General features: G+C 51.7%; 17 protein-coding genes. 14 read left to right on the top strand and 3 right to left on the bottom strand.

What is annotated here, in order from left to right; translation table 11 throughout:
- Positions 1–186 precede the first annotated feature (186 nt).
- The 7 genes from lipP1 (at position 187) to VF724_RS02335 (ending at position 6,872) form a co-directional block, all read left to right on the top strand.
- Positions 187–1,131, top strand: coding sequence for a LipP1 family hormone-sensitive lipase (gene lipP1 / locus VF724_RS02365; protein WP_371752608.1), 945 nt, complete (start codon positions 187–189; stop codon positions 1,129–1,131).
- Positions 1,132–1,161: 30 nt separating this feature from the next.
- The gene (locus VF724_RS02360) at positions 1,162–2,622 is read left to right on the top strand and encodes an aldehyde dehydrogenase family protein (protein WP_371752607.1); all 1,461 of its coding nucleotides are present in this window, start codon (positions 1,162–1,164) and stop codon (positions 2,620–2,622) included.
- A 39-nt stretch (positions 2,623–2,661) separates the two neighbouring features.
- Positions 2,662–3,771 (top strand): NAD(P)-dependent alcohol dehydrogenase, encoded by a 1,110-nt coding sequence (locus VF724_RS02355; RefSeq protein WP_371752606.1) that lies wholly within the window; start codon positions 2,662–2,664, stop codon positions 3,769–3,771.
- Complete coding sequence (locus tag VF724_RS02350) at positions 3,772–3,933, top strand: hypothetical protein (RefSeq protein ID WP_371752605.1); 162 nt, start codon at positions 3,772–3,774, stop codon at positions 3,931–3,933. It begins immediately after the preceding gene.
- Positions 3,873–4,532 (top strand): MFS transporter, encoded by a 660-nt coding sequence (locus VF724_RS02345; protein WP_371752669.1) that lies wholly within the window; start codon positions 3,873–3,875, stop codon positions 4,530–4,532. Before VF724_RS02350 ends, VF724_RS02345 begins: the two co-directional genes overlap by 61 nt.
- Positions 4,529–4,756, top strand: coding sequence for a hypothetical protein (locus VF724_RS02340; protein ID WP_371752604.1), 228 nt, complete (start codon positions 4,529–4,531; stop codon positions 4,754–4,756). Before VF724_RS02345 ends, VF724_RS02340 begins: the two co-directional genes overlap by 4 nt.
- A gap of 187 nt (positions 4,757–4,943) precedes the next feature.
- Positions 4,944–6,872, top strand: coding sequence for a XylR N-terminal domain-containing protein (locus VF724_RS02335; RefSeq protein ID WP_371752603.1), 1,929 nt, complete (start codon positions 4,944–4,946; stop codon positions 6,870–6,872).
- A gap of 54 nt (positions 6,873–6,926) precedes the next feature.
- On the opposite strand, the gene hpaD is transcribed toward VF724_RS02335, so the two are convergent.
- The gene (gene hpaD, locus VF724_RS02330; protein ID WP_371752602.1) at positions 6,927–7,889 is read right to left on the bottom strand and encodes a 3,4-dihydroxyphenylacetate 2,3-dioxygenase; all 963 of its coding nucleotides are present in this window, start codon (positions 7,887–7,889) and stop codon (positions 6,927–6,929) included.
- 15 nt (positions 7,890–7,904) lie between these two features.
- Positions 7,905–9,374, bottom strand: a complete 1,470-nt coding sequence (hpaB, locus tag VF724_RS02325) for a 4-hydroxyphenylacetate 3-monooxygenase, oxygenase component (protein ID WP_371752601.1) — start codon at positions 9,372–9,374, stop codon at positions 7,905–7,907.
- Between the two features lie 116 nt (positions 9,375–9,490).
- Here hpaB and VF724_RS02320 point away from each other — a divergent pair, with 116 nt between their 5' ends.
- From VF724_RS02320 to VF724_RS02305, 4 genes are all read left to right on the top strand, one after another.
- Positions 9,491–10,405, top strand: coding sequence for a LysR family transcriptional regulator (locus tag VF724_RS02320; RefSeq protein ID WP_371752600.1), 915 nt, complete (start codon positions 9,491–9,493; stop codon positions 10,403–10,405).
- Positions 10,406–10,481: 76 nt separating this feature from the next.
- The gene (asnB, locus tag VF724_RS02315; protein WP_371752599.1) at positions 10,482–12,374 is read left to right on the top strand and encodes an asparagine synthase (glutamine-hydrolyzing); all 1,893 of its coding nucleotides are present in this window, start codon (positions 10,482–10,484) and stop codon (positions 12,372–12,374) included.
- Positions 12,375–12,407: 33 nt separating this feature from the next.
- Entirely contained in the window at positions 12,408–13,148 is a 741-nt protein-coding gene (locus tag VF724_RS02310; protein WP_371752598.1) for a Cof-type HAD-IIB family hydrolase, read from the top strand.
- Between the two features lie 124 nt (positions 13,149–13,272).
- Positions 13,273–14,970: a putative polysaccharide biosynthesis protein gene (locus VF724_RS02305; RefSeq protein ID WP_371752597.1), complete on the top strand. Its 1,698-nt coding sequence runs from the start codon at positions 13,273–13,275 to the stop codon at positions 14,968–14,970.
- 73 nt (positions 14,971–15,043) lie between these two features.
- Here the strand turns inward: VF724_RS02305 and VF724_RS02300 are convergent, their stop codons facing one another.
- Positions 15,044–16,351 (bottom strand): DUF2515 family protein, encoded by a 1,308-nt coding sequence (locus tag VF724_RS02300; RefSeq protein WP_371752596.1) that lies wholly within the window; start codon positions 16,349–16,351, stop codon positions 15,044–15,046.
- Between the two features lie 130 nt (positions 16,352–16,481).
- Between VF724_RS02300 and VF724_RS02295 the strand changes: the two genes are divergently transcribed.
- The 3 genes from VF724_RS02295 to VF724_RS02285 all read left to right on the top strand — a co-directional run bounded on the left by VF724_RS02295 (position 16,482) and on the right by VF724_RS02285 (position 19,818).
- Complete coding sequence (locus tag VF724_RS02295) at positions 16,482–16,826, top strand: thioredoxin family protein (RefSeq protein ID WP_371752595.1); 345 nt, start codon at positions 16,482–16,484, stop codon at positions 16,824–16,826.
- A gap of 183 nt (positions 16,827–17,009) precedes the next feature.
- Positions 17,010–18,008: a COX15/CtaA family protein gene (locus VF724_RS02290; protein ID WP_371752594.1), complete on the top strand. Its 999-nt coding sequence runs from the start codon at positions 17,010–17,012 to the stop codon at positions 18,006–18,008.
- 34 nt (positions 18,009–18,042) lie between these two features.
- On the top strand, positions 18,043–19,818 hold the full coding sequence (locus VF724_RS02285; protein ID WP_371752593.1) for a menaquinone biosynthesis decarboxylase: 1,776 nt from the start codon (positions 18,043–18,045) through the stop codon (positions 19,816–19,818).
- Positions 19,819–19,826: the final 8 nt, after the last annotated feature.

Raw genomic sequence — 19,826 nt, 5'->3', positions numbered from 1 at the left:
TGGGATAGGGCCATGATTTACTGTTCAAAAGTGTTGATTTTATTAAAAAGTCTATTACAATATGTTGTATTTAATTTTTGCCTCATTTTATATAATCATTATAGAAAGCGCTTTCAAAAAACAGAGTTTCGACTTTCCGAAGGGAAAGTGATGGCTGCCGCAAACACAAGTAAGGAGGAATAAAAAATGCCATTGGATCCTCAAGCAATATCATTTCTGAATCAATTGGCTTCTTTAAACGCGCCGCCCTTGCCGGAAATGTCTCCGCAGCAAGCGAGGGGAATGAACGGTGTCATGAAAGATCTCGCCGGAGTGCCGGAGCCGGTGGCCAAGGCGGAAGAAATCCCAGTGCCCGTCGATGGCGGCGAGATTGCCGTTCGCTTCTACACTCCCGAGAGGGAAGGTCGCTTGCCGATATTTGTTTACTACCATGGCGGCGGGTGGGTGCTTGGCAATTTGGACGTCGTCGATGCCCCAATGCGTACCATAGCAAATCGTGTCGGCTGTATAGTAGCGTCGGTCGATTATCGCTTGGCGCCGGAGTTCAAATTTCCTGTGGCACTGGAAGATTGCTATCGGGCGACATGCTGGGTGAAAGAAAATGCCGCACGACTTAACGGAGATGCAAGTCGAATTGCAATTGGCGGCGACAGTGCCGGCGGCAATATGGCCGCGGTCGTTGCACAACTGGCAAAACAGCGCAAAGATCTGCAACTTATCTCCCAGATTTTGATTTATCCGGTGACGCACATCAATTCCAATACACAATCGTACCGGGAGTTCAGCGAAGGATATTTTCTGTCAAAAGCGGATATGGATTGGTTCACAAACCACTATATACGCACCGGGGCGGATGCGGAGAATGTTTTGTTATCCCCTCTGCTTGCGGATGATTTGAGCGATTTGCCGCCCGCACTCGTGATCACCGCCGAATACGACCCGTTGCGCGACGAAGGGGAGGCATATGCGGCGCGTTTAAAAGAAGCTGGTGTTCCGGTTGAACTAACCCGCTATGAAGGCATGATGCATGGATTTGTTTGGATGTCGGGGGTAATGGACAAAGGCAGGTCGGCCATTGAACAAGTCGCTCGCTCCTTGCGTTCCGCGTTTGTCGAGCAGGATAACCTTTGATAAAAAATTTGAATGAAGGAGGCGTTAACATTGGGAAACGAAAAATATACAAAGCAATTTATCGCGGGCGAATGGGTAACAGGATCGGGCAACGATACAATTGCAAATAAAGATCCGTTTACAGGCGAAGTCATCAACGAAATCCCAACCGCGTCCAAACAGGATCTGGATCGGGCCTATCAAGCGGCGAAAGAAGCGCAAAAAGAGTGGGCCCGTACACTGCCGGCCCAAAAGCAGGAAGTTCTTGAAAAGGCGGCGGCCATTTTTGCGGAACGCAAAGATGAGATTGTGGAACTCCTGGTCAAAGAAGGCGGCAGTACCCTGATAAAAGCCGATATCGAGTGGGGGGCCACTTTGCAAACGATGAAGGTGGCCGCAACTTTCCCGCTGCGCATGGAGGGGAAAATTCTGCCCTCGAATATTCCGGGCAAAGAAAACCGTGTCTATCGGTCTCCCAAAGGCGTGATCGGTGTGATCGCCCCCTTTAATTTTCCCCTGGTTCTGTCCATGCGCTCGGTTGCACCGGCCATCGCCACAGGGAACGCGGTGGTTTTGAAGGCTGCATCGGAAACGCCGATCACATCCGGCTTGCTCATTGCGGAAATATTCGAAGAAGCGGGGCTGCCAAAAGGCGTATTCAATGTTATAGCTGGAAAAGCCTCGGAAATCGGGGACGATTTTGTAGTCCATCCTGTCCCGAAGTTGATTTCGTTCACGGGTTCCACCGAGGCGGGTCGCCATATCGCTCAATTGGCCGGCGGCATGCTCAAAGAAACGGCTTTGGAGCTTGGCGGAAACAATGTCATGATCGTGCTTGACGACGCGGATATTGAAAAGGCGGCTGAAAAAGCGGCGGTGGGCAAGTTTTTGCATTCGGGACAAATATGTATGGCCTTAAATCGCATCATTGTGGATGCCGGTATTTATGACCGATTTGTGCAGGTGTTCAAACAAAAAGTCAGCCAACTGCAAGTCGGGAATCCGACACAATTTCCAACGTTGATCGGACCGGTGATCAATTCGGAATCCATCAAACGGATACAAAAAGAAGTGGAAGAAAGCGTCAATCTGGGCGCCAATCAAATCATGGGCGGCGAAGTCAACGGCAATGTGATGTCTCCCGTTATTTTGACGGATGTGAAAAATGATATGCCTGTCGCCAAAAATGAGGTTTTCGGACCGGTCGCTTCGATTTTGAAAGCCGGGAATGAAGAAGAGGCCATTAAAATGGCCAACGACTCTCCCTACGGATTAAGCGGTTCGGTGTACACCGGAAATCTTCACAGAGGCGTGGAGGTGGCAAAGCAAATTGAAACCGGAATGATCCATGTCAACGATCAGCCTGTCAACGAAGAAGCACATGTGTCCTTCGGGGGTGAAAAAGACTCCGGACTCGGCCGTTTTGGCGGAGAGTGGGTCATCGATAAATTTACGACGGTCAAATGGATCAGCATCCAGAATGAGGAGCGCGTGTACCCGTTTTGGGGTTGATCGACACGATCATAAATAACGAAGGATGTGAAAAAAGATATGAAAGCAAAAGCAGCTTTACTTCACGAAAAAGGCGCTGATTTCAAAATTGAGGCAGTGGAATTATCCGCACCCAAAGATGACGAGGTTCTGGTGAGAATCGCGGCTTCGGGCATATGCCATACCGATGCGGTCGTGCAGGATCAATTGGTCCCTGTTCCTTTGCCGGCGGTATTGGGGCATGAAGGATCCGGAATTGTCGAAAAGATCGGGGCAAACGTGAAATCCGTCGCGCCCGGCGATCATGTGGTGTTATCCTTTGCTACATGCGGTGCATGCGAACATTGTTTAAACGGGGACATCGCATACTGCACTGAATTTTTTCCTTTGAACTTTTTCAGTCAAACGAGCCCCATTCGGCTGAACGGCATCCATGTATCCTCTTTTTTCGGACAGTCTTCTTTTGCAACCTATGCGATAGCGCACGAACGAAGTGTTGTCAAGGTGGACCGGGACATTGACTTGGATCTTCTGGGACCTTTGGGCTGCGGCATTCAAACCGGCAGCGGAACCGTACTAAACAAACTCAAGCCGGAATTTGGCAGTTCCATTGCGATCTACGGCTGCGGATCGGTGGGTTTGAGCGCGGTCATGGCCGCCAAAATTGCCGGGTGCGCCGAAATCATTGCCGTCGACGTCTTTCAGCAGCGGTTAGATTTGGCCCTGGAACTGGGCGCCACTCATGCGCTGAACGCCAAGAAAGTCGATGTCGTGGAAGAAGTCCGCAAGATCACAAACGGGGGCACCAACTATGCCATTGAGGCAACGGGGATCGCGGAGGTGTTCCGTCAATCCGTTCAGGGGTTGAGAACTCTTGGAACCGCATGCGTTGTGGGAGTGGGCGGAGACGTCACATTAAATATGAATGAGGATATCCTGTCCCAAGGGAAAACCGTGACCGGGGTCATTGAAGGATCCGCCGTCCCGCAATTGTTCATACCCAAGCTGATCGAGTACTACAAGAAAGGCCGGTTTCCTTTTGACAAACTCGTTTCATTTTATGAATTCGACGACATTAACCAGGCGTTTGAAGATTCGAAGAACGGGGTCGCCGTAAAACCTGTCATCAGGATGAAATCGAGCCTATTGATCAAAGAGGAGAAATCCTGAATGAATGAATCATGGGATACGAAGTATGAATGGAAAGCCATCGCCTTATTATCCATCGCTTTCGGTCTGGTCAGTTTGGACCGGTGGATCATTGCTCCTTTATTCCCTGTCATCGTGCAGGATCTCGATTACAAGTATCCAGAAAAGACCGCGCAGGCCTGAACATGGGAATCATGGGCAGCGCATTCTGCTTGCTGGGCCTTGGTCTGGGGCCGATTATCGCCACTCAGCTCCTTGGAGTTTTGCCGTCTTGGCGTTGGGTGTTTGTCATTGTGGCTCTTCCTGGCTTTATAGTGGCTTACTTGTTCTATAAACTCATTAAAGAGCCGATCAAAAGTGAAAAGTCGGCACCAGCGAACGTTCCATATAAAGAACTGCTTAAATACAGAAATGTTCTCCTGGGCTGCTTCGGGGTTTTCGGCGCCATGTCCAACATTTTTGTCATCAGTGCCATGCTGCCCAGCTATTTGACCGATTACTTGGGATTATCCGTTGCCAGTATGGGATTTGTCATCGCGGGCATCGGCTTTGGAGGGTTTGTCGGAAATCTTGTCGTTCCACGCCTGTCCGACAAAATAGGCCGCAAGCCGACCATTATTCTTACACCGATTTTTGCCGTCATCGCTCTGCTTGCCCTCCTCAATACAGGGGCGAAGCCGATACTACTGTTCGTTCTCGTGTTCATCCTGGCCGGCTTGTCATTCGGTCTGTTGACGATGCTGGCCATGGTCACTCCAAGGACGCCGTTCCTCCGGCTTTGAAGGGATCTGCCGCAGGAGTCGTCAGCGGAACCGGAGAGATATTCGGCGGCGGCATCGCGCCCGTTATCGCGGGATTTGTCGCGGTCCATTTTGGCATAGACAAAATATTGTACAATGCGATGGCAGGTTTGATATTAGTTGTCATTTTTGCGCTGTTTTTAAAGGAGACCGCGCCTGTAAAAGCGATCCGGGCGCACGCTCAAGCAGACCTTTCAGCACCGTAGATCGTTGGCGCCAAGAACGGGTATCCTGTTTTATCCTTATTTTGAACGAAAAAGTATTTACTTTTTCGTTTTTTTTAATGTATCATTCCTTGATGCAAATCATTATAATACAAACTAACAAGCATACCAGCAGACATGATGACATCTTGACCCAGACACAAGAAGTATAATCAAGGAGGCTGGCCGCATGTTTCAAAAAGACATTAAGGACCTGGACATTCGAGAAATTATGGATTACGATGGTAACAAGGGCGAAATTTTTATCAATCAGTCCCGGGTGGTGCTCAATGATACCCATTCGCTCGGTCGGTTAAAGCGGGATTTGATCAATGTGCTCGGTTTTGAGCGGGCCAAGGGGATCATGTTTCGATACGGCTGGTACAGAGGGGAGCACGACGCCAGAACCATCGTCGAAAAATACAGATACAAAAGTCATGATGAATGGCTTACGGCCGGGCCCAAGATCCATCAAACACAGGGATTCGGCAGAGTGGAACTGACGAAATTGGAATTTGACGAACACAAAGGAACCTATTATGGTGAAGGTTTTTGGTACGCTTCATATGAAGCGGAAGAATATCTCAAACATTTCGGCAAGAGCCATCGGCCGGTTTGTTCAATGATGGCCGGTTATGGAAGCGGTTACGTATCCGCCAAGTTCCCGGAAAAAGTCATCTTCAAAGAACAAAAATGCCGGGCCATGGGTGATCCGTATTGTACATGGATAGGAAAAACAGTGCAAGAATGGGGAAGCGAGATTGATCACGAATCAACCTTTTTCGAAGAGATCAATTTACTCAGTCCTTTAGATGAAGCGTATCAAAGGATTGAAAAGCAACAAGATGCCATACATCTATCCTTGCAAGTTCATCGCAGCCTGATGCAAAATGTGATTCGCGGGAAAAAATTGGAATCGATTGCTTCGAACCTGAATGATTTGCTTGATGTACCTGTCGTTATTGAAAGTCAGGATTTTTCAATTATATCCACCGCAGGAATACCTGATTCTGACGCAGCACAATATTCCCAATCGTTATTCAGGATGAATGAGGATCAAAAGAAATCCCCCTCTTTCAACTACATACTGAAAAAACTTAAAGAAGAAAATGAGCCAGTATACCTCTATATTCCCGATTCTTATGGTCTTGGTCATCAACGTATTATAGCCCCAATTTTTTTGAAAAATGAATTATACGGATTTATTTCCGTTGTTTCAAATAATCAAAGTCAATTTGAAAGTTATCGGTTATGTTTGGAAGGAGCCTCCTGGGTATGCTCCCTTTCTTTATTGCAGGAAAAAACAATGGTTGAAACAGAACAGCGTATGCTGGGAAATTTTTTGGACGAAATGCTGTCCGATTCAATAGATAAAGAAAAGTTAATGAAACAGGGAAGATATCTCGGTTATAATCTTAATGTTTCCGGTTACGTTTTTTTATTGGAAAAAGAGCAGGATAGCGGTGAACTTTTTATTTACAGGGAAAAAATGATTCAACAATTGCGAAATTATTTTTACGCTCAAGGAGAAAAATGCTTTGTCACGGAAAAGTCAGGTTATCTTTTCCTGCTTCTGTCCGAAAAGTATATGCAGAACAACCGATTGACCATTCAGGAAATGGGGCGAAAATTATTGAAATTATTGCAAAATAGCGATTCCCATTTCGTTTGGAACATTGGAATAAGCAGAAAATATGAAGACGTAACGGAAGTATATCGCGCATTTCGTGAAGCAAAGCAAGTAATTGACATTCAAAAAAAACAGCCAAAAAAGGAATTCATGATCACCTATGAGGAATTGGGGGTCTTCCGGATCCTGTTGCAGCATGAAAATCCCGAAGAATTGCGTCAATTGGCTGAAGAAAAACTGGGAGCTTTGCTTCAGTATGATCGTGAGTATGCTTCCGAATTGACGAAAACATTATATTATTATTTATATAATGATTGCAATATGTACAAAACAGCCAAGGAGTTAAATCTCTCTCCCAGCGGTTTCCGCTATAGAATGAAACGGATTGCGGAACTGTATGACGGGAATCTTCATTCCGCGGAGGAACACTATCAATTATACTTTTTTCTCAAATACTTTATTATGACGGATGAACTGGATATTCGTTAAAAGGGGCTGTTCCCAAGTTGTTGGACTTATGGGACAGCCCCGTCACCGGACGCTTCAGACCGGAGGCTCGATTTTTAACAGCTCTCCCGTCAAGATGTGCTGTACCGGCATCGCTTCCTCCCGCCAGCTTTTCGGAGGCAGAGCGCCCCAGAAGGTGGCCCGCTGCGGATCTTCCAGGCTCCAGCGGATCGGCTCCCAGTCCGGGTCGTTCGTAAAGTAATCGCCCGTGAATAATTCCGTCCGGTGGCCGTCCGGATCGCGGACATAGACGAAAAACGCATTGGAGGTTCCGTGACGTCCCGGCGGTCGTTCGATATTGAGGTAATAGCCCATGCCGGCCAGATGATCGCATGCGTCCAATATCGTTTTAGCATCGTCCACCCAAAAGCCGGTATGGTGATAACGCGGTCCGACCTCCCGAATCAGCGCCAGATCATGCACTGTCGGCTTGCGGTGCAGCCAGGCCGCCCACAAAACATCCTTTTCACCGCTGTAAACCGTGTACTCCGAGCACATAAAGCCCAATTTGTCGATATACCAATCATACGCTTGATTGATATCGCGCACGAGGCAGTTGGCGTGATCGATCCGCTTGATTTTGGCCCCACGGTGCAGGTGGAACTTTTGCATCATCAGCTCCGTCTTCTCCATTCCGCAAAAAAATTCGACGGGGAAGCCCTGCGGATCCTGAACGCGGAGCGCTCGTCCCTGTCCGCATTCCTCATCTTTGTCCAGCCAACGGATCGGCAAATTTTCGGAGAGGAAGATTTGCCCCAGCCTGTCGAGCGCCTCCTCCGAGGAGACGCGGTAAGCGATATGGTTGAGGCTCGGCTGCCCGGCCTTGATCAGCATCAAACTGTGATGATTGGCGTCGTCGATGCCTCTGAGATACAGATGCCGACCGTCCGATTCGGTCACGATCAAGCCCAAACCATCCTCATAAAAGTGTCGCGCTTTTTCCAGATCGGTCACATTCAAGGCCGCGTGATGCAGGCGGATGATATTGATATCGCTCAAATGAATCTCTCCTTCTTATCCGAATGTGAAAGACGGCGAGTTCGCCCGGTTCAAAAATTGTTTGACCATTTCCTTGTACTTGTCTTTCTCGTGCCAATCATAATAGGCGCCTGCCATGCGGACCGGATCCCCGAAGAAATAATATTCGTACAGCATTTGGCGGGTGGCGAAGGCGCTCATCGAGACATCCCAGGCCAGCCGGTACAATTGCACGCGGTCATACCCGTCCATGGCGGCCCCTTGGGTGTATTTGTGCATCCATTCGCCGATTTCCGGCGACTGGAAGTCGGCCTGCGTCGGAATGGCCATCAGCCCGCTGGCTCCCAGGATGCGGATGATTTCGGTCAACCGCTGATACATTTTGGGATACCAATTCCGGGCGGTGTTCAACTGCGTGAAGTCCGGTGTCATGTTTCCGTACCGGTCGATCTGCGCATTCGCTTCGGATTGGTAGAGAAGCGCTTTCATAATTTCCAGGGTAAGCATGACCTCTGTCGCTTTTTCCTTGACATGCTGGAATGAGGAAATATTGATCGCATCAATGATGCTCAGCACAATTCCGAGCACGAACTCGGTTTTGGCGATATTTTTCGCGACGACCTGATGGGTCATATGCACGACCGCATTTGTTTCCGCATACGTCCGGTTGCACAAGTCATGGTTTCCTGCGACGAACACGCGGTCCCAAGGCACCAGCACATCGTCAAAAACGACGATTGCATCGGATTCGTCAAACCGCGAGCCCATCGGATGATCCCACGCATTCCTGCCGTAATCGAACGATTCGCGGGACATGAACTTCAAGCCGGGCGCATTGTTCGGAATCGCGAAGGCAAACGCATATGGATCATCCTCGGTGGTCGCCTTATTCAGAGTTGAAGGAAATACGACGATTTCGTCGGTAACCCCGCCCAGAGTCGCCAGCAAACGGCATCCGCGAATCAGCAGACCTTCCGAATTTTTCTCGACAATTCTTGCTGAAAGAAACGGATCCTGCTGATTGGCTTGATTTTTGGCGCGGTTTGCTTGAGGGTGGATCAGCGTGTGAGTTAAGCTGATATCGTTTTCCCTGCAGTATTCATAATAATTGCGGACGTTTTCGCCGAACCTCGGATCATCCTGGGCAAAAAAGGAAGCGGCCGTTCCAAAGGACATGATGCTGGTGTTCAAATAATCGGGCGAGCGTCCCATCATCCCTCCGGAATGGCTGGCCCATTCATAAATCATTTCCCGTCTGCGAACCAGATCTTCCTTCGTCTTGGGCGCGATAAAGGACAAGCCGACCGGATCGCCGGTTGTCGGAGATGTGTAGAGCATTTTCTCCGGTTTTTGGTACTGCAGGTCGTATAGCTCGGCCATGCTTTGCACAATTCCTCGAAATGCCGGATGTTCCGAAGCATTCCCCACTTTTTCACCATGAATCCAAACATCGTTTTTCGCTCGGTTAAGCGCTTCCAAATACTGTTGTCCCGTTCTAGCCGGCATGATGCAATCCCTCCCTGTCGAAGATGTCTTTAATCTACCACCTTTCTTTCCATACGTAAAATATCTATAATATTAATAAATTATATGAAAAATATATGAAAGTAGGCTGAACCGGCATGGACTTGCGCCAGATCCGTTATTTCGTGACGATTGCCAAGGAAGGACAAATTACCCGCGCCGCGCAAAAATTAAATATGGCCCAGCCCCCGTTGAGCCAGCTGCTCCGCCAAATGGAAGAGGAATTAAACACGCCCCTGCTGGAACGCAACGGCAGAAATCTGGAGCTGACGGAAGCGGGAAGGATACTCCGGCAAAAGGGGGAAATTCTGCTGCAGCAATTCGCCGAAACCCTTCGGGAAGTAAAGGAAACCGGTGAGGGAATGCGAGGGACTCTGGCGATCGGAACCGTGATCTCGAGCCTCTCGCATTTGCCCCCCAAAATTGTGCAGTTCCGTTCCCGATATCCGGAGGTTACCTATAAAATCGAGCGTGGAGACACCTCTACCCTATCCGCCTTGCTGATCAACCGGGATATCGAGGTGGCGATTGTCCGGCTTCCCGTCGATTCGGATCAATTCGAGGTGCTGCGGCTGCCGGACGAGCCTTATGTGCTGCTAGCGCCAGAGGATTGGTACGGGTCCGAGACGTCGCTGCGCATGGAGCAGCTTGAGCGCGTTCCCCTGCTGCTTCTGCACCGGACCAATATCAGAGGAGTGTATGAGATCATCGTCAATGAATGCCGCAGGGCCGGCTTTGAACCGAATATCGTCGCCGAGTGCGCGGACCCGACCATTCTGATTACACTTGTGGGGGCAGGAATAGGCGCAACAATTTTATCGAAATCGGCACTATCGCTGTTCCCGCTCAGAAATATCAAAATCATAGAATTGGAAAATTGCTCGATTCAATCCGAGGCGGCCGTTATTTGGCTGAAGGATAGATACTTGTCCAAAGCCGCTCAGCGTTTCGTCGAAATGTTCGGGGACCGGGAAATCGCTTCAGACCGTTTCTCATCAGCCCCCGATTTATGATATAGTTGATAATTAGATAGCCAAGGCGCGGCTCGACAATCACTGTTCAACGCCGCCTAAAGAAAGGAACGCTTGTATGTGCGGAATAGCCGGAATCGTACGGTTTGACAACCAGGAACCAGCCTATGAAACTTTAAAACGAATGACGGATGTGAGTGTCCACAGAGGACCCGATGATTCCGGTTTTTGGAGCGAGTCCGGTGTGGGACTGGGATTTCGTCGTTTGTCGATCATCGATCTGTCTGAAGGACATCAGCCGATGGCCAATGAGGACGATACCGTCTGGATCGTATTCAACGGAGAGATTTATAATTACAAGGAACTGCGGAACCGTCTCGAAAGCGCGGGGCACCGCTTCAAAACCCATACCGATACGGAAGTCATCGTCCATCTGTACGAGGAATACGGAGAGGAATGCGTGAAGCTGCTGCGCGGCATGTTCGGCTTCGCCGTTTGGGACCGCCGCAAGCGTCAGCTGTTCGCGGCCAGGGATCCGTTCGGGATCAAGCCTTTTTATTATGTGAAGAATGCAGACCGGTTCATCTTTGCGTCGGAAATGAAAAGCATTCTGGCGGCCGGCGGTGTGGAGCGGACGATCAGCATGCAGAGCCTGCTGAATTATCTTACGTTTCAGTATGTGCCTGAGCCGGATACGATGTTCGCGGGCATTCACAAGCTTCCGCCGGCGCATACGATCAAGATTCAGGCGGACGGCGCGATGGAAATCCGCAAATATTGGGATCCGCTGTTCCAGCCGGAGAACCGTCCGATCCACGATTATATTGAGGAATTGCGGGAACGGCTGAGAGATTCGGTCGTTCACCACATGCAGAGCGATGTCTACCGCGGGTGTTTCTTGTCCAGCGGCATCGATTCCACTGCGATAGCGGCATACATGCGCGCAGTCGAACCGATCAAGACCTTCTCCGTCGGTTTTGAGGGGCCCAACAATGAAACGGTCATTGCCATGGAAACGGCTAAGGCGTTAGGAACGGAGCACTATGCAAAGGTGATCACCCGGCAGGATTATTTTGACGCCGTTCCGAAAGCGGTATGGCATCAGGACGAGCCGGTTGCCGATCCGTCGGCCATCGCGCTGTATCACGTGGCGCAGCTGGCCAGAGAGCATGTCACGGTCGTACTGTCCGGGGAAGGAGCGGACGAATTGTTCGGCGGATACCGGATCTACCGGGAGCCCTTGTCACTGGCCCCGTTGGCCTGGATGCCGCTTCCGCTGAAGCGGGCCTTGCACCGGATAATCAGCGGCATTCCGGGGCAATTTTACGGCAAAAACTTTCTGCTGCGTGCGACAACCCCGTTGGAGGAGAGATTTCTGGGCAATGCCAAAATCTTCAGCGAGTCGCTGAAGGAAGCCGTCGTTGATTTCGGTACGGAGGCTTACGGCAAGTACAAGAGCGCATGGGAAACGGCAAGACCGTTTTACGAGCGGTCGAAGCATCTCGATCCGGTGTCCCGGATGCAGTATATCGACTTGAATATGTGGATGCCGGGAGATATTCTCATGAAGGCCGACAAAATGACAATGGCTCATTCCCTTGAGCTGAGGGTGCCGTTTCTGGACAAGGAGCTGTTCGAATTGGCCCGGCGCATCCCGGCTTCCTACCGGATTGCCGGAGGCACGACCAAATATATTTTCCGGAAAGCGATGCAGGGCATCATCCCCGATTTCATTCTGGACCGGCCCAAGCTGGGCTTTCCTGTGCCCATCCGGTCCTGGCTGAGGGAAGAGACGGGCGACGTCTTGATGGAGCAAATCAAATACGGCGGTATCGACCATCTGTTCAATATGCAGACGGTGGAAAAGCTTTATTGGCAGCACCGCGGCGGACAAGCCGATTATTCCCGTCATTTATGGGTGCTCTATATTTTTTCGCTCTGGCATCAAACTTATATGCAGTCCGAGCAGGTTAACGTGCTTGCGGCCAGCGGACTTGCGGCGAACGGATAGTGAAAGCAAACATGAAGCCAAAGGAGAAATCATATGGGTCCATATAAACTGGTGGCGCTGGATATGGACGGTACGCTGTTGAATAACCGGCAGCAGATTTCCGACGGGAACCGCCAGGCCATCCGTGATTTGACGAAACAGGGTATCCCGGTTGTGCTATCGACGGGCCGGGGGCTCTTCAGCGTTATGCCGTTTGTCGAGGAGTTGAGGCTGAATGATCCGCTGATCACCGTTAACGGGAGCGAGGTCTGGGAGCATCCCGGCAAGCTCAGGAAACGAGTTCCGCTGAAGCCGGAAACGGTGGCAAGGCTGAAGCGGCTGGCGGTTCAATACGATACCTGGTTTTGGGGATATACCGTTGACGGGATGTTCAATAAAGAGAATTGGGCGGAAGATATTTTTGCGCGGGAATGGTTGAAATTCGGCTATTATGCGGAGGATTCGGCCATTTTGAAAAAGATTTTGCAGGAAATCAGCCAATGGGGAGTGCTGGAAATCACCAATTCGCATCCCAATAATCTGGAAGTGAATCCGAGAGGTGTCAGCAAGGCAAGCGGCTTGAACGAGGTCTGCGCACTGCTCGGCGTCCGCATGTCGGAAATTGTGGCGATCGGCGACAGCCTGAACGATTTGGCGATGATCCAAAGTGTCGGGCTCGGAGTGGCGATGGGCAATTCACAGGAGGAAGTGAAGCGGGCTGCTCGGTTGACCACGTTGACCAATGAAGAGGACGGCGTGGTCAAAATCATCCGGGAGCATGTTTTGGGCGACTAGAGACTGGGTGGATGCGCGGCCGCGGCATGCTTTTCCTTTATTTTTTACAGGAGACTTCCATGCCGCAGCCCGGTGACGGGAAGTGAATTTTCAAGCCAGTAATCTGGAAGTGGGGAATGGGATCGTGGCCATAAAAAAAGATTCTCTGATCAAGGGAACGATCATCCTGACGCTGGCGGCTTTTGTAGCGCGATTTTTGGGGGTCGTGCAGCGCATTCCGTTAAAGCATCTGCTGGATGATACGGGGATGGCAACCTACGCCATTGCCTATAACATTTATTTTGCGCTTTTGATCGTGGCTACGGCCGGCTTTCCAAGCGCGCTGTCGAAGCTGATATCGGAACGGTATGCCATCGGCGAATACGCGCAAGCTGCGCGAATTTTCCGGGCGGCGGTGTGGTTCGCGCTGACCGCCGGCTTTGTGTCGACCGTGCTGCTGTATGCCGCGGCTCCGTATTACGCTCTCCGGATCAGCGAGGATCCGGATGCGGTGCTGGCCATTCGTGCGCTGGCGCCGGCGTTGCTGCTATTCCCCCTGATCGCGATCATGCGGGGGTACTTTCAGGGCCGGCAAATGATGACGGCCAACGGCATGTCGCAGATCGTCGAGCAGATTCTGCGCGTGCTGACGGCGGTCGGGCTTGCATTATTGCTGCTTCTGCTCGGATACGGACATGTCCGGGCCGTGGCGGGAGCCTCGTTCGGCGGCGTGATGGGGAGCATCGGAGCATTTGCGGTGATGTTTCTATACTGGCGGAAGCTGCGTAAAGAAGATGAACGGGAAGGCAAGCTCGCCCCTTCAGCGAAGCATGCGGACGGCTCCGCCGTTCCGGCAAGCTTGGCGACCGCGGAGCCGTCCGGCCCAGCCGCTTCGCATCAGGGCATGGGCATGAGGCAAATCTACTGGACGATTCTCAAAATCTCTATTCCCATCAGCCTGATTTCCCTCGCGGTGCCGTTGATCAACTTTATCGATTCATCGACGGTCATTCCCTTGCTGAAGCAGCAGCTCGGCGACGAGGGTGCCAAAGCGGCGCTGGGGATATTGGCTGGAAGGGCGCAATCGTTAGCCGGGATTCCGATTATCCTGGCCATTGCGCTCAGCCAATCGGTCGTGCCTGTGATTTCCTCGGCTTTCGCCCGGGGCGACCTGCGGGAGGTCGGGGCGAAAGCTTCTCAGGCGCTAAGAATTTCCGTTCTTTCCGGCCTGCCTGTCGTGCTGGCGCTGGTTGCCGGCGCGCGGCCGGTCAACGGGCTGCTTTTCGCCGATACGAATGGAACGGGGATAATCGCAATGCTGACCGCCGCTTCGATGTTTCAAATTTTGATGATGACATCGGCCGCGATTATGATGGGGCTGGGCCAAATGCGGGCGCCGACGGTTCATGTGTTTGCCGGAATTGCGCTGAAGCTGGCGGGAAGCTTTGCGCTAGCGCCTTATTGGGGAATTTACGGCATTTTGGCGGCCACAACAGCCAGTTTTATGCTGACGATGCTCCTCAATTTGGCGGTCTTAAGAAGAACGGTCGACTATGTGGTTCTCGGCCGCCGATGGACGGGGATGCTCCTGGCGGCAGCGGTTATGCTCTTGGCGGGCTTTGGCTTGGACCGCATCGGTGAACAGTATCTTCACCCTTCCGTCAGCGCGGTGAATTTCCTGCTGCAATCCGCCTTGGTCGGGATTCCCGTGCTGTTGAGTTACCCTTTGCTGCTGATGCTGTTCAAGGTGGTGACGGAGGAGGATTTTTCCTCAATGCCGGCCATCGTCCGGAAATGGATGCTGCGGCTGGGAATAAGGCTCCGCTCCAAAGTGGAACGTTAACCGGTGTGAGTAAAAAGCATTCATGTGCGGCGGAAGCGGAGCATGGGAAGATGGGAAACTCAAAACAACGTGCTTACGAATTTTGTTCGGTCAGGACAGCCAGCTCTATTTTATTCCAACCCAAGCAGTGCTCATACGTGATATCAAAGATTCGGGGCGGGCTGCCGGCGCCGATGTAGTGAAGCATGGACAAATCGGCGCACCAATCATACCGCTCGGGCGGATCGATCGGCCGTTCCTCCCAAGCTTGGGACAGCCCGGGGCTGCAAAGTTTGGGAGCGTGCTTTTTTAATCGGCAGTGCTCCAACCGTTCGGTGTATGGGCCGGCAGGATTCGGCAGGCTGCCCGGAACAAACAGATGCCCCCAGTAATCGGCACGGGAGCCTGTATGCTTTGTGGTCCGGGCAAAGGCGAGAACCCCTTTGTGCACGTCGGCAAGCGCGAACAGGATGGCGTACAGCTTTTTGCCGAATTCGATGCGCTCGGAAAGATCGGCAAAGTTCTCCAGCACAAGACCGGCAAGCCGGGGGGAGGCCGGAGGGAGCATCGGGGAAGCGCCGTTCGTTCGCGGTCCGGTTTCCTGCGGATAATAGGGGAACACGACCTGATTCAGCTGCAGCAGTGCTTGCGCCCGAAAAAACGGGGTGTCGATCACATGCTTCCGGAACCAGGGATCACGCACCACCCGGCCTTCGATATAATTTTGTTCGTTGACGATCAGCGCCTGGGTCAGCGGCACGGGATCGCGATTTTGCCAGAAACGGCTCCAAAACGGCTGCATAAACCGGGAAACGTGGAACTGCGGAAGCAGATGAAACAGGTTCTCGCCGCTTCGGACACTTTCCCTGTACAGCAGGAGCTGGGGGTAAGCATCCTGAAAAATCAGCGAGTTGGACCTTTCCAGCAGCCGGAAAATAGATTCGGCCTGCCGGCCGTCCAATAATCTGGGCAGCAGCTCGCCCTTCAGATCGGTCATGTTCCATCCGCCGTTGCGGGATACCATATGAGCCAGCAGCGCCCAGTGAAGCTCGGGGTGGCGAAAATAAATGTCGCGGTACGCTTCCGTGCGTGTAACATTGGTTCGGTTGGCTTCGAGCGTTGCCTTTTCCACTTCCCGGCAAATCCGCCGGTTCCGCTCGGTTAACGTTGGGACGGCCGGCCGCAGTGAGGATGCCGGTGCTGAAAGGAGTCCGGTCAACAGGTTTTTGATTGCCGACTTTTCCCGCGCGGTGACGGATAACGGATGAATGGGTTTGTTCTGTGCGGCGGAATAGAGCCGGCTCTCTCTTTTTCCCAGAATGTATCCGTGCGCGGCTTCGGCTGCCTGTCTTATTTTGAGCAGGATGTATGAAACTGGCTTGATCATGGGATTGTGAAGCAATCGGCATCGTTCTCCTTTGGGCTCGTTTTGCGCTTAAGGCCTTCGGGTTTGACAGAATGCTTGCGGCGTGGTATATATGTAAAAATCAGATTTATTATCTTCCAAGCCAATAGGGATAGGGAGGATTTGAATGGAACGGGTGAAAACCGAGCAGGCGTTTCGCGAAGCGATCGAACAGGAAAAGCTTTGTGTGGCCTTATTCAAAACGGACTGGTGCAAAGACTGCCATTATCTTGATGTATTTTTTCCAGAAGTTGTTGAAAAATACGCCGAAAAATTCCAATTCATCGAGGTGGACCGCGACGAGCTTCCCGATTTATGCGCGGACTTGCATATCCTGGGCATCCCCAGCTTCATCGTGTTTCGTCAGGGGAAGGAACTGGTCAGATTCGTCAGCAAGCTGAGAAAAACCAGAGAGGAAGTCGAGCAGTTTCTGGACCGCGCGCTGGAGGTTTCCAAAGCGCTGGCGGAATAAGAGCGTTCACTTTGCGGTGTTAATCCCGCTTTTGGTGGGGATTAGCGCTTTTTTTTTTTTGCTTGAATGGCTTGCAGCCTGGCAAGCTTGCATAAGCGGTGGATGCCGTTTCGCCGCTCGCGATGATTGTTTCAAGGCATTGTCACAATTCGGAATGGATTTGTCAGGGAATTATACGATATAATGAAGTTTGTTGTATATCGAAGAAATGATTTCAATTATAAAGTGGGTGTCAGCACAGTGCGCAACGGATTGAAATGGATGACTTTCCTGACATCGGCCGGCATGTTCCTGGTCCTTCTTGGCGGAGCGCTGGTGACAAAGACGAAGGCGGGCAGAGGTTGCGGCAGCGATTGGCCTTTGTGCAACGGCAAATTTGTCCCTGCATACACACTGGAGTCGATGATCGAATACAATCATCGCGTTGTAACCGGGATTGTCGGCATTCTTGTAGTGGTTACCGTTGTTTTGGTCTGGTCCAGATTGAAAAAACAAACGGATGCAAAGCTGTACGCAGCGGGCATACTGTTTTTTACGCTGCTTCAGGCGGCACTGGGCGCGATGGCCGTCATGTGGCAGCAATCATCGGCAGTGCTGGCCTTGCATTTCGGGATTTCCCTGTTGGCTTTCTCCAGCACGCTGCTTTTGGCAGTAACGGTCTGGCGCCTGGAGCGCAAGCCGAAGACAGAGGCCGATCCAGACCCTGCGGTCGGTCAAGCCATCAGAATTTCGAAGGGCTTTCGCAATTTGATCTGGTTGATTACCGTTTATACGTATATCGTTGTCTACCTTGGCGCTTTTGTAAGGCATACGTTTTCTTCCGGCGGATGTACGGGTTGGCCGTTATGCAACGGTCAGTGGATTCCCGAATTGACGGGCGCGACGGGGATCGTTTTCATGCACCGGGTCGCCGCCGCTGTGCTGCTGCTGGCTATTATCTGGATGGCCTTTTTGGCCAACAGCCGCTATCAGGGACATAAGGAAACGCAATCTCTGGCATTCATTATCCTGGCCCTTGCTTTGCTGCAGGTGATGAGCGGAGCCTGGGTATCTTATACGATCGGCAACGAGGAAGTGTTCATATTTTCAAGCCTGCTTCATACTGTGGTTATTTCGGGTTTGTTTGGAATTCTAAGCTATGCGAGTGTCCGCTTCTGGGAACTCCATCGCCTGCAAAAATAACGCGCTCTTAAAGCAATGACAGGGGGTAGCGCTAGTGCACACCAATCTTCGCGAATTTTTGGGGATTCTTCGCCGGGAGAATGAACTTGTGGAAGTGTCGGCTCCGGTCGACCCCTATTTGGAATTGGCGGAAATCCATCGAAGAGTGATCGATGAACAGGGCCCTGCTTTGCTGTTTACGAATGTGAAGGGCAGCCCTTTCCCTGTCGTCACGAATTTGTTCGGGACAACCCGGCGCGTCGAATTGGCTTTCGGAACGCGTCCGGAACAATTTGTCAAGCGCTTGGTCGGAGCGCTGGATTCGCTCATTCCTCCGTCTCCCAAAGCCTTGTGGAACGAGCGCGACCTTTTGCTGCAGGCATTAAAGGTGGGTACGGCCAAGGCTTCCTTTTCCAATGCTCCCGTGCTTCAGGTGCTGAAGGACCATGCGCCGTTGGACGGCCTTCCGGTCTTGACCTCCTGGCAGGAAGACGGGGGGCCCTTTGTTACACTTCCGCTGGTATATACGGAAAGTCCCTCGACCGGACAGCACAATCTGGGAATGTACCGCATGCAGGTTTTTGATGCACGCACGACCGGCATGCATTGGCAAATCCATAAGGGGGGCGGCTTTCATTATCATGAAGCGGAAAAGCGCGGAGCCGCTCTTCCGGTCACCGTATTTCTCGGCGGGCCGCCCGCGCTGATCGCCTCGGCGATCGCCCCCGTTCCGGAGAATGTGCCGGAGCTGCTTCTGGCCTCGCTCATCGCCGGGAAAAAAATTTCGCTGGTCCAAAATCCGCGCAGCAGTCATCGGCTTGTTGCGGAAGCCGAATTTGCCATCAGCGGCAAGGTTCCTCCCTTTAAAAGGCGTCTGGAGGGCCCCTTCGGCGACCATTACGGCTATTATTCGCTGGCACATGATTTTCCTTTTTTTGAGATCGATCACGTATGGCATCGCAAGGACGCCATCTATCCGGCGACGATCGTCGGCAAGCCGCGTCAGGAAGATTATTACTTGGGGGAATTTTTGCAAAGGTTGCTCTCGCCTGTTTTTCCGATTGTCATGTCCGGAGTGAAGGATCTTTGGACTTATGCGGAGACGGGATTCCATCCGCTCGCTGCCGCAATCGTGCGGGAGAGCTATCAGCGGGAGAGCCTGGCCTATGCTTTCCGGATTTTGGGGGAAGGACAGCTGACGCTGACCAAATTTCTCATCTTGACGGATCAAATGGTGGAGCTGTCCGATTTTCCGGTTTTGCTGGAGAAGGTGCTGGAGCGCTTTCATCCGCATACCGATCTGTTCATTCTCAACCATACCTCTCACGATACGCTCGATTATACGGGCTTAAAACTGAACCACGGAAGCAAGGCCGTATTGATGGGGATCGGTTCCCCGATCAGATCGCTGCCCCGCGAATATTCCGGCGGAGCCCTTCCGGGGATCGGCAGCGCCGCTCCTTATTGTCCCGGCTGCTTGGTCGTATCCGGCGCTTCGTATTCCGACGATCCCGGACTTCCCGAGCGCCTGCTGGATGCGGCTGGAGAACGCTTGAAGGATTGGCCTCTGGTCATTCTGGCGGACGATACGTCGATCGTTTCCAACCAGACTTCCTTTTTATGGACTGTATTTACGCGGTTTAATCCGGCTGCCGATATGTTCGCAAAAAGCGCCGTCAGCAAACACCATCTTCAATATGAGCTTCCCATCGTGATCGATGCGAGAATGAAGCCGGGTTATCCGGATGAGCTGGTGCCTCGTGAAGATATCGTACGTCAAGTATCCCAACGTTGGAAGGAGTATTTTCCGTACTTTCCCAATCGAAAATAGCGGCTGAG

The organism is Ferviditalea candida (genome assembly GCF_035282765.1).
GTDB lineage: Bacteria > Bacillota > Bacilli > Paenibacillales > KCTC-25726 > Ferviditalea > Ferviditalea candida.
The sequence above is the reverse complement of the archived record's forward strand: the minus strand, read 5'-3'. Positions and strand labels throughout refer to the sequence as shown.

Bases quoted from the DNA above. Each gene is read 5' to 3' on its own strand.
- VF724_RS02290 (WP_371752594.1), top strand. From the start codon at position 17,010: ATGAAGTTTGTTGTATATCGAAGAAATGATTTCAATTATAAAGTGGGT.
- VF724_RS02355 (WP_371752606.1), top strand. From the start codon at position 2,662: ATGAAAGCAAAAGCAGCTTTACTTCACGAAAAAGGCGCTGATTTCAAA.
- VF724_RS02310 (WP_371752598.1), top strand. From the start codon at position 12,408: ATGGGTCCATATAAACTGGTGGCGCTGGATATGGACGGTACGCTGTTG.
- hpaB (WP_371752601.1), bottom strand. From the start codon at position 9,374: ATGCCGGCTAGAACGGGACAACAGTATTTGGAAGCGCTTAACCGAGCG.
- lipP1 (WP_371752608.1), top strand. From the start codon at position 187: ATGCCATTGGATCCTCAAGCAATATCATTTCTGAATCAATTGGCTTCT.
- asnB (WP_371752599.1), top strand. From the start codon at position 10,482: ATGTGCGGAATAGCCGGAATCGTACGGTTTGACAACCAGGAACCAGCC.
- VF724_RS02320 (WP_371752600.1), top strand. From the start codon at position 9,491: ATGGACTTGCGCCAGATCCGTTATTTCGTGACGATTGCCAAGGAAGGA.
- VF724_RS02335 (WP_371752603.1), top strand. From the start codon at position 4,944: ATGTTTCAAAAAGACATTAAGGACCTGGACATTCGAGAAATTATGGAT.
- VF724_RS02350 (WP_371752605.1), top strand. From the start codon at position 3,772: ATGAATGAATCATGGGATACGAAGTATGAATGGAAAGCCATCGCCTTA.
- VF724_RS02295 (WP_371752595.1), top strand. From the start codon at position 16,482: ATGGAACGGGTGAAAACCGAGCAGGCGTTTCGCGAAGCGATCGAACAG.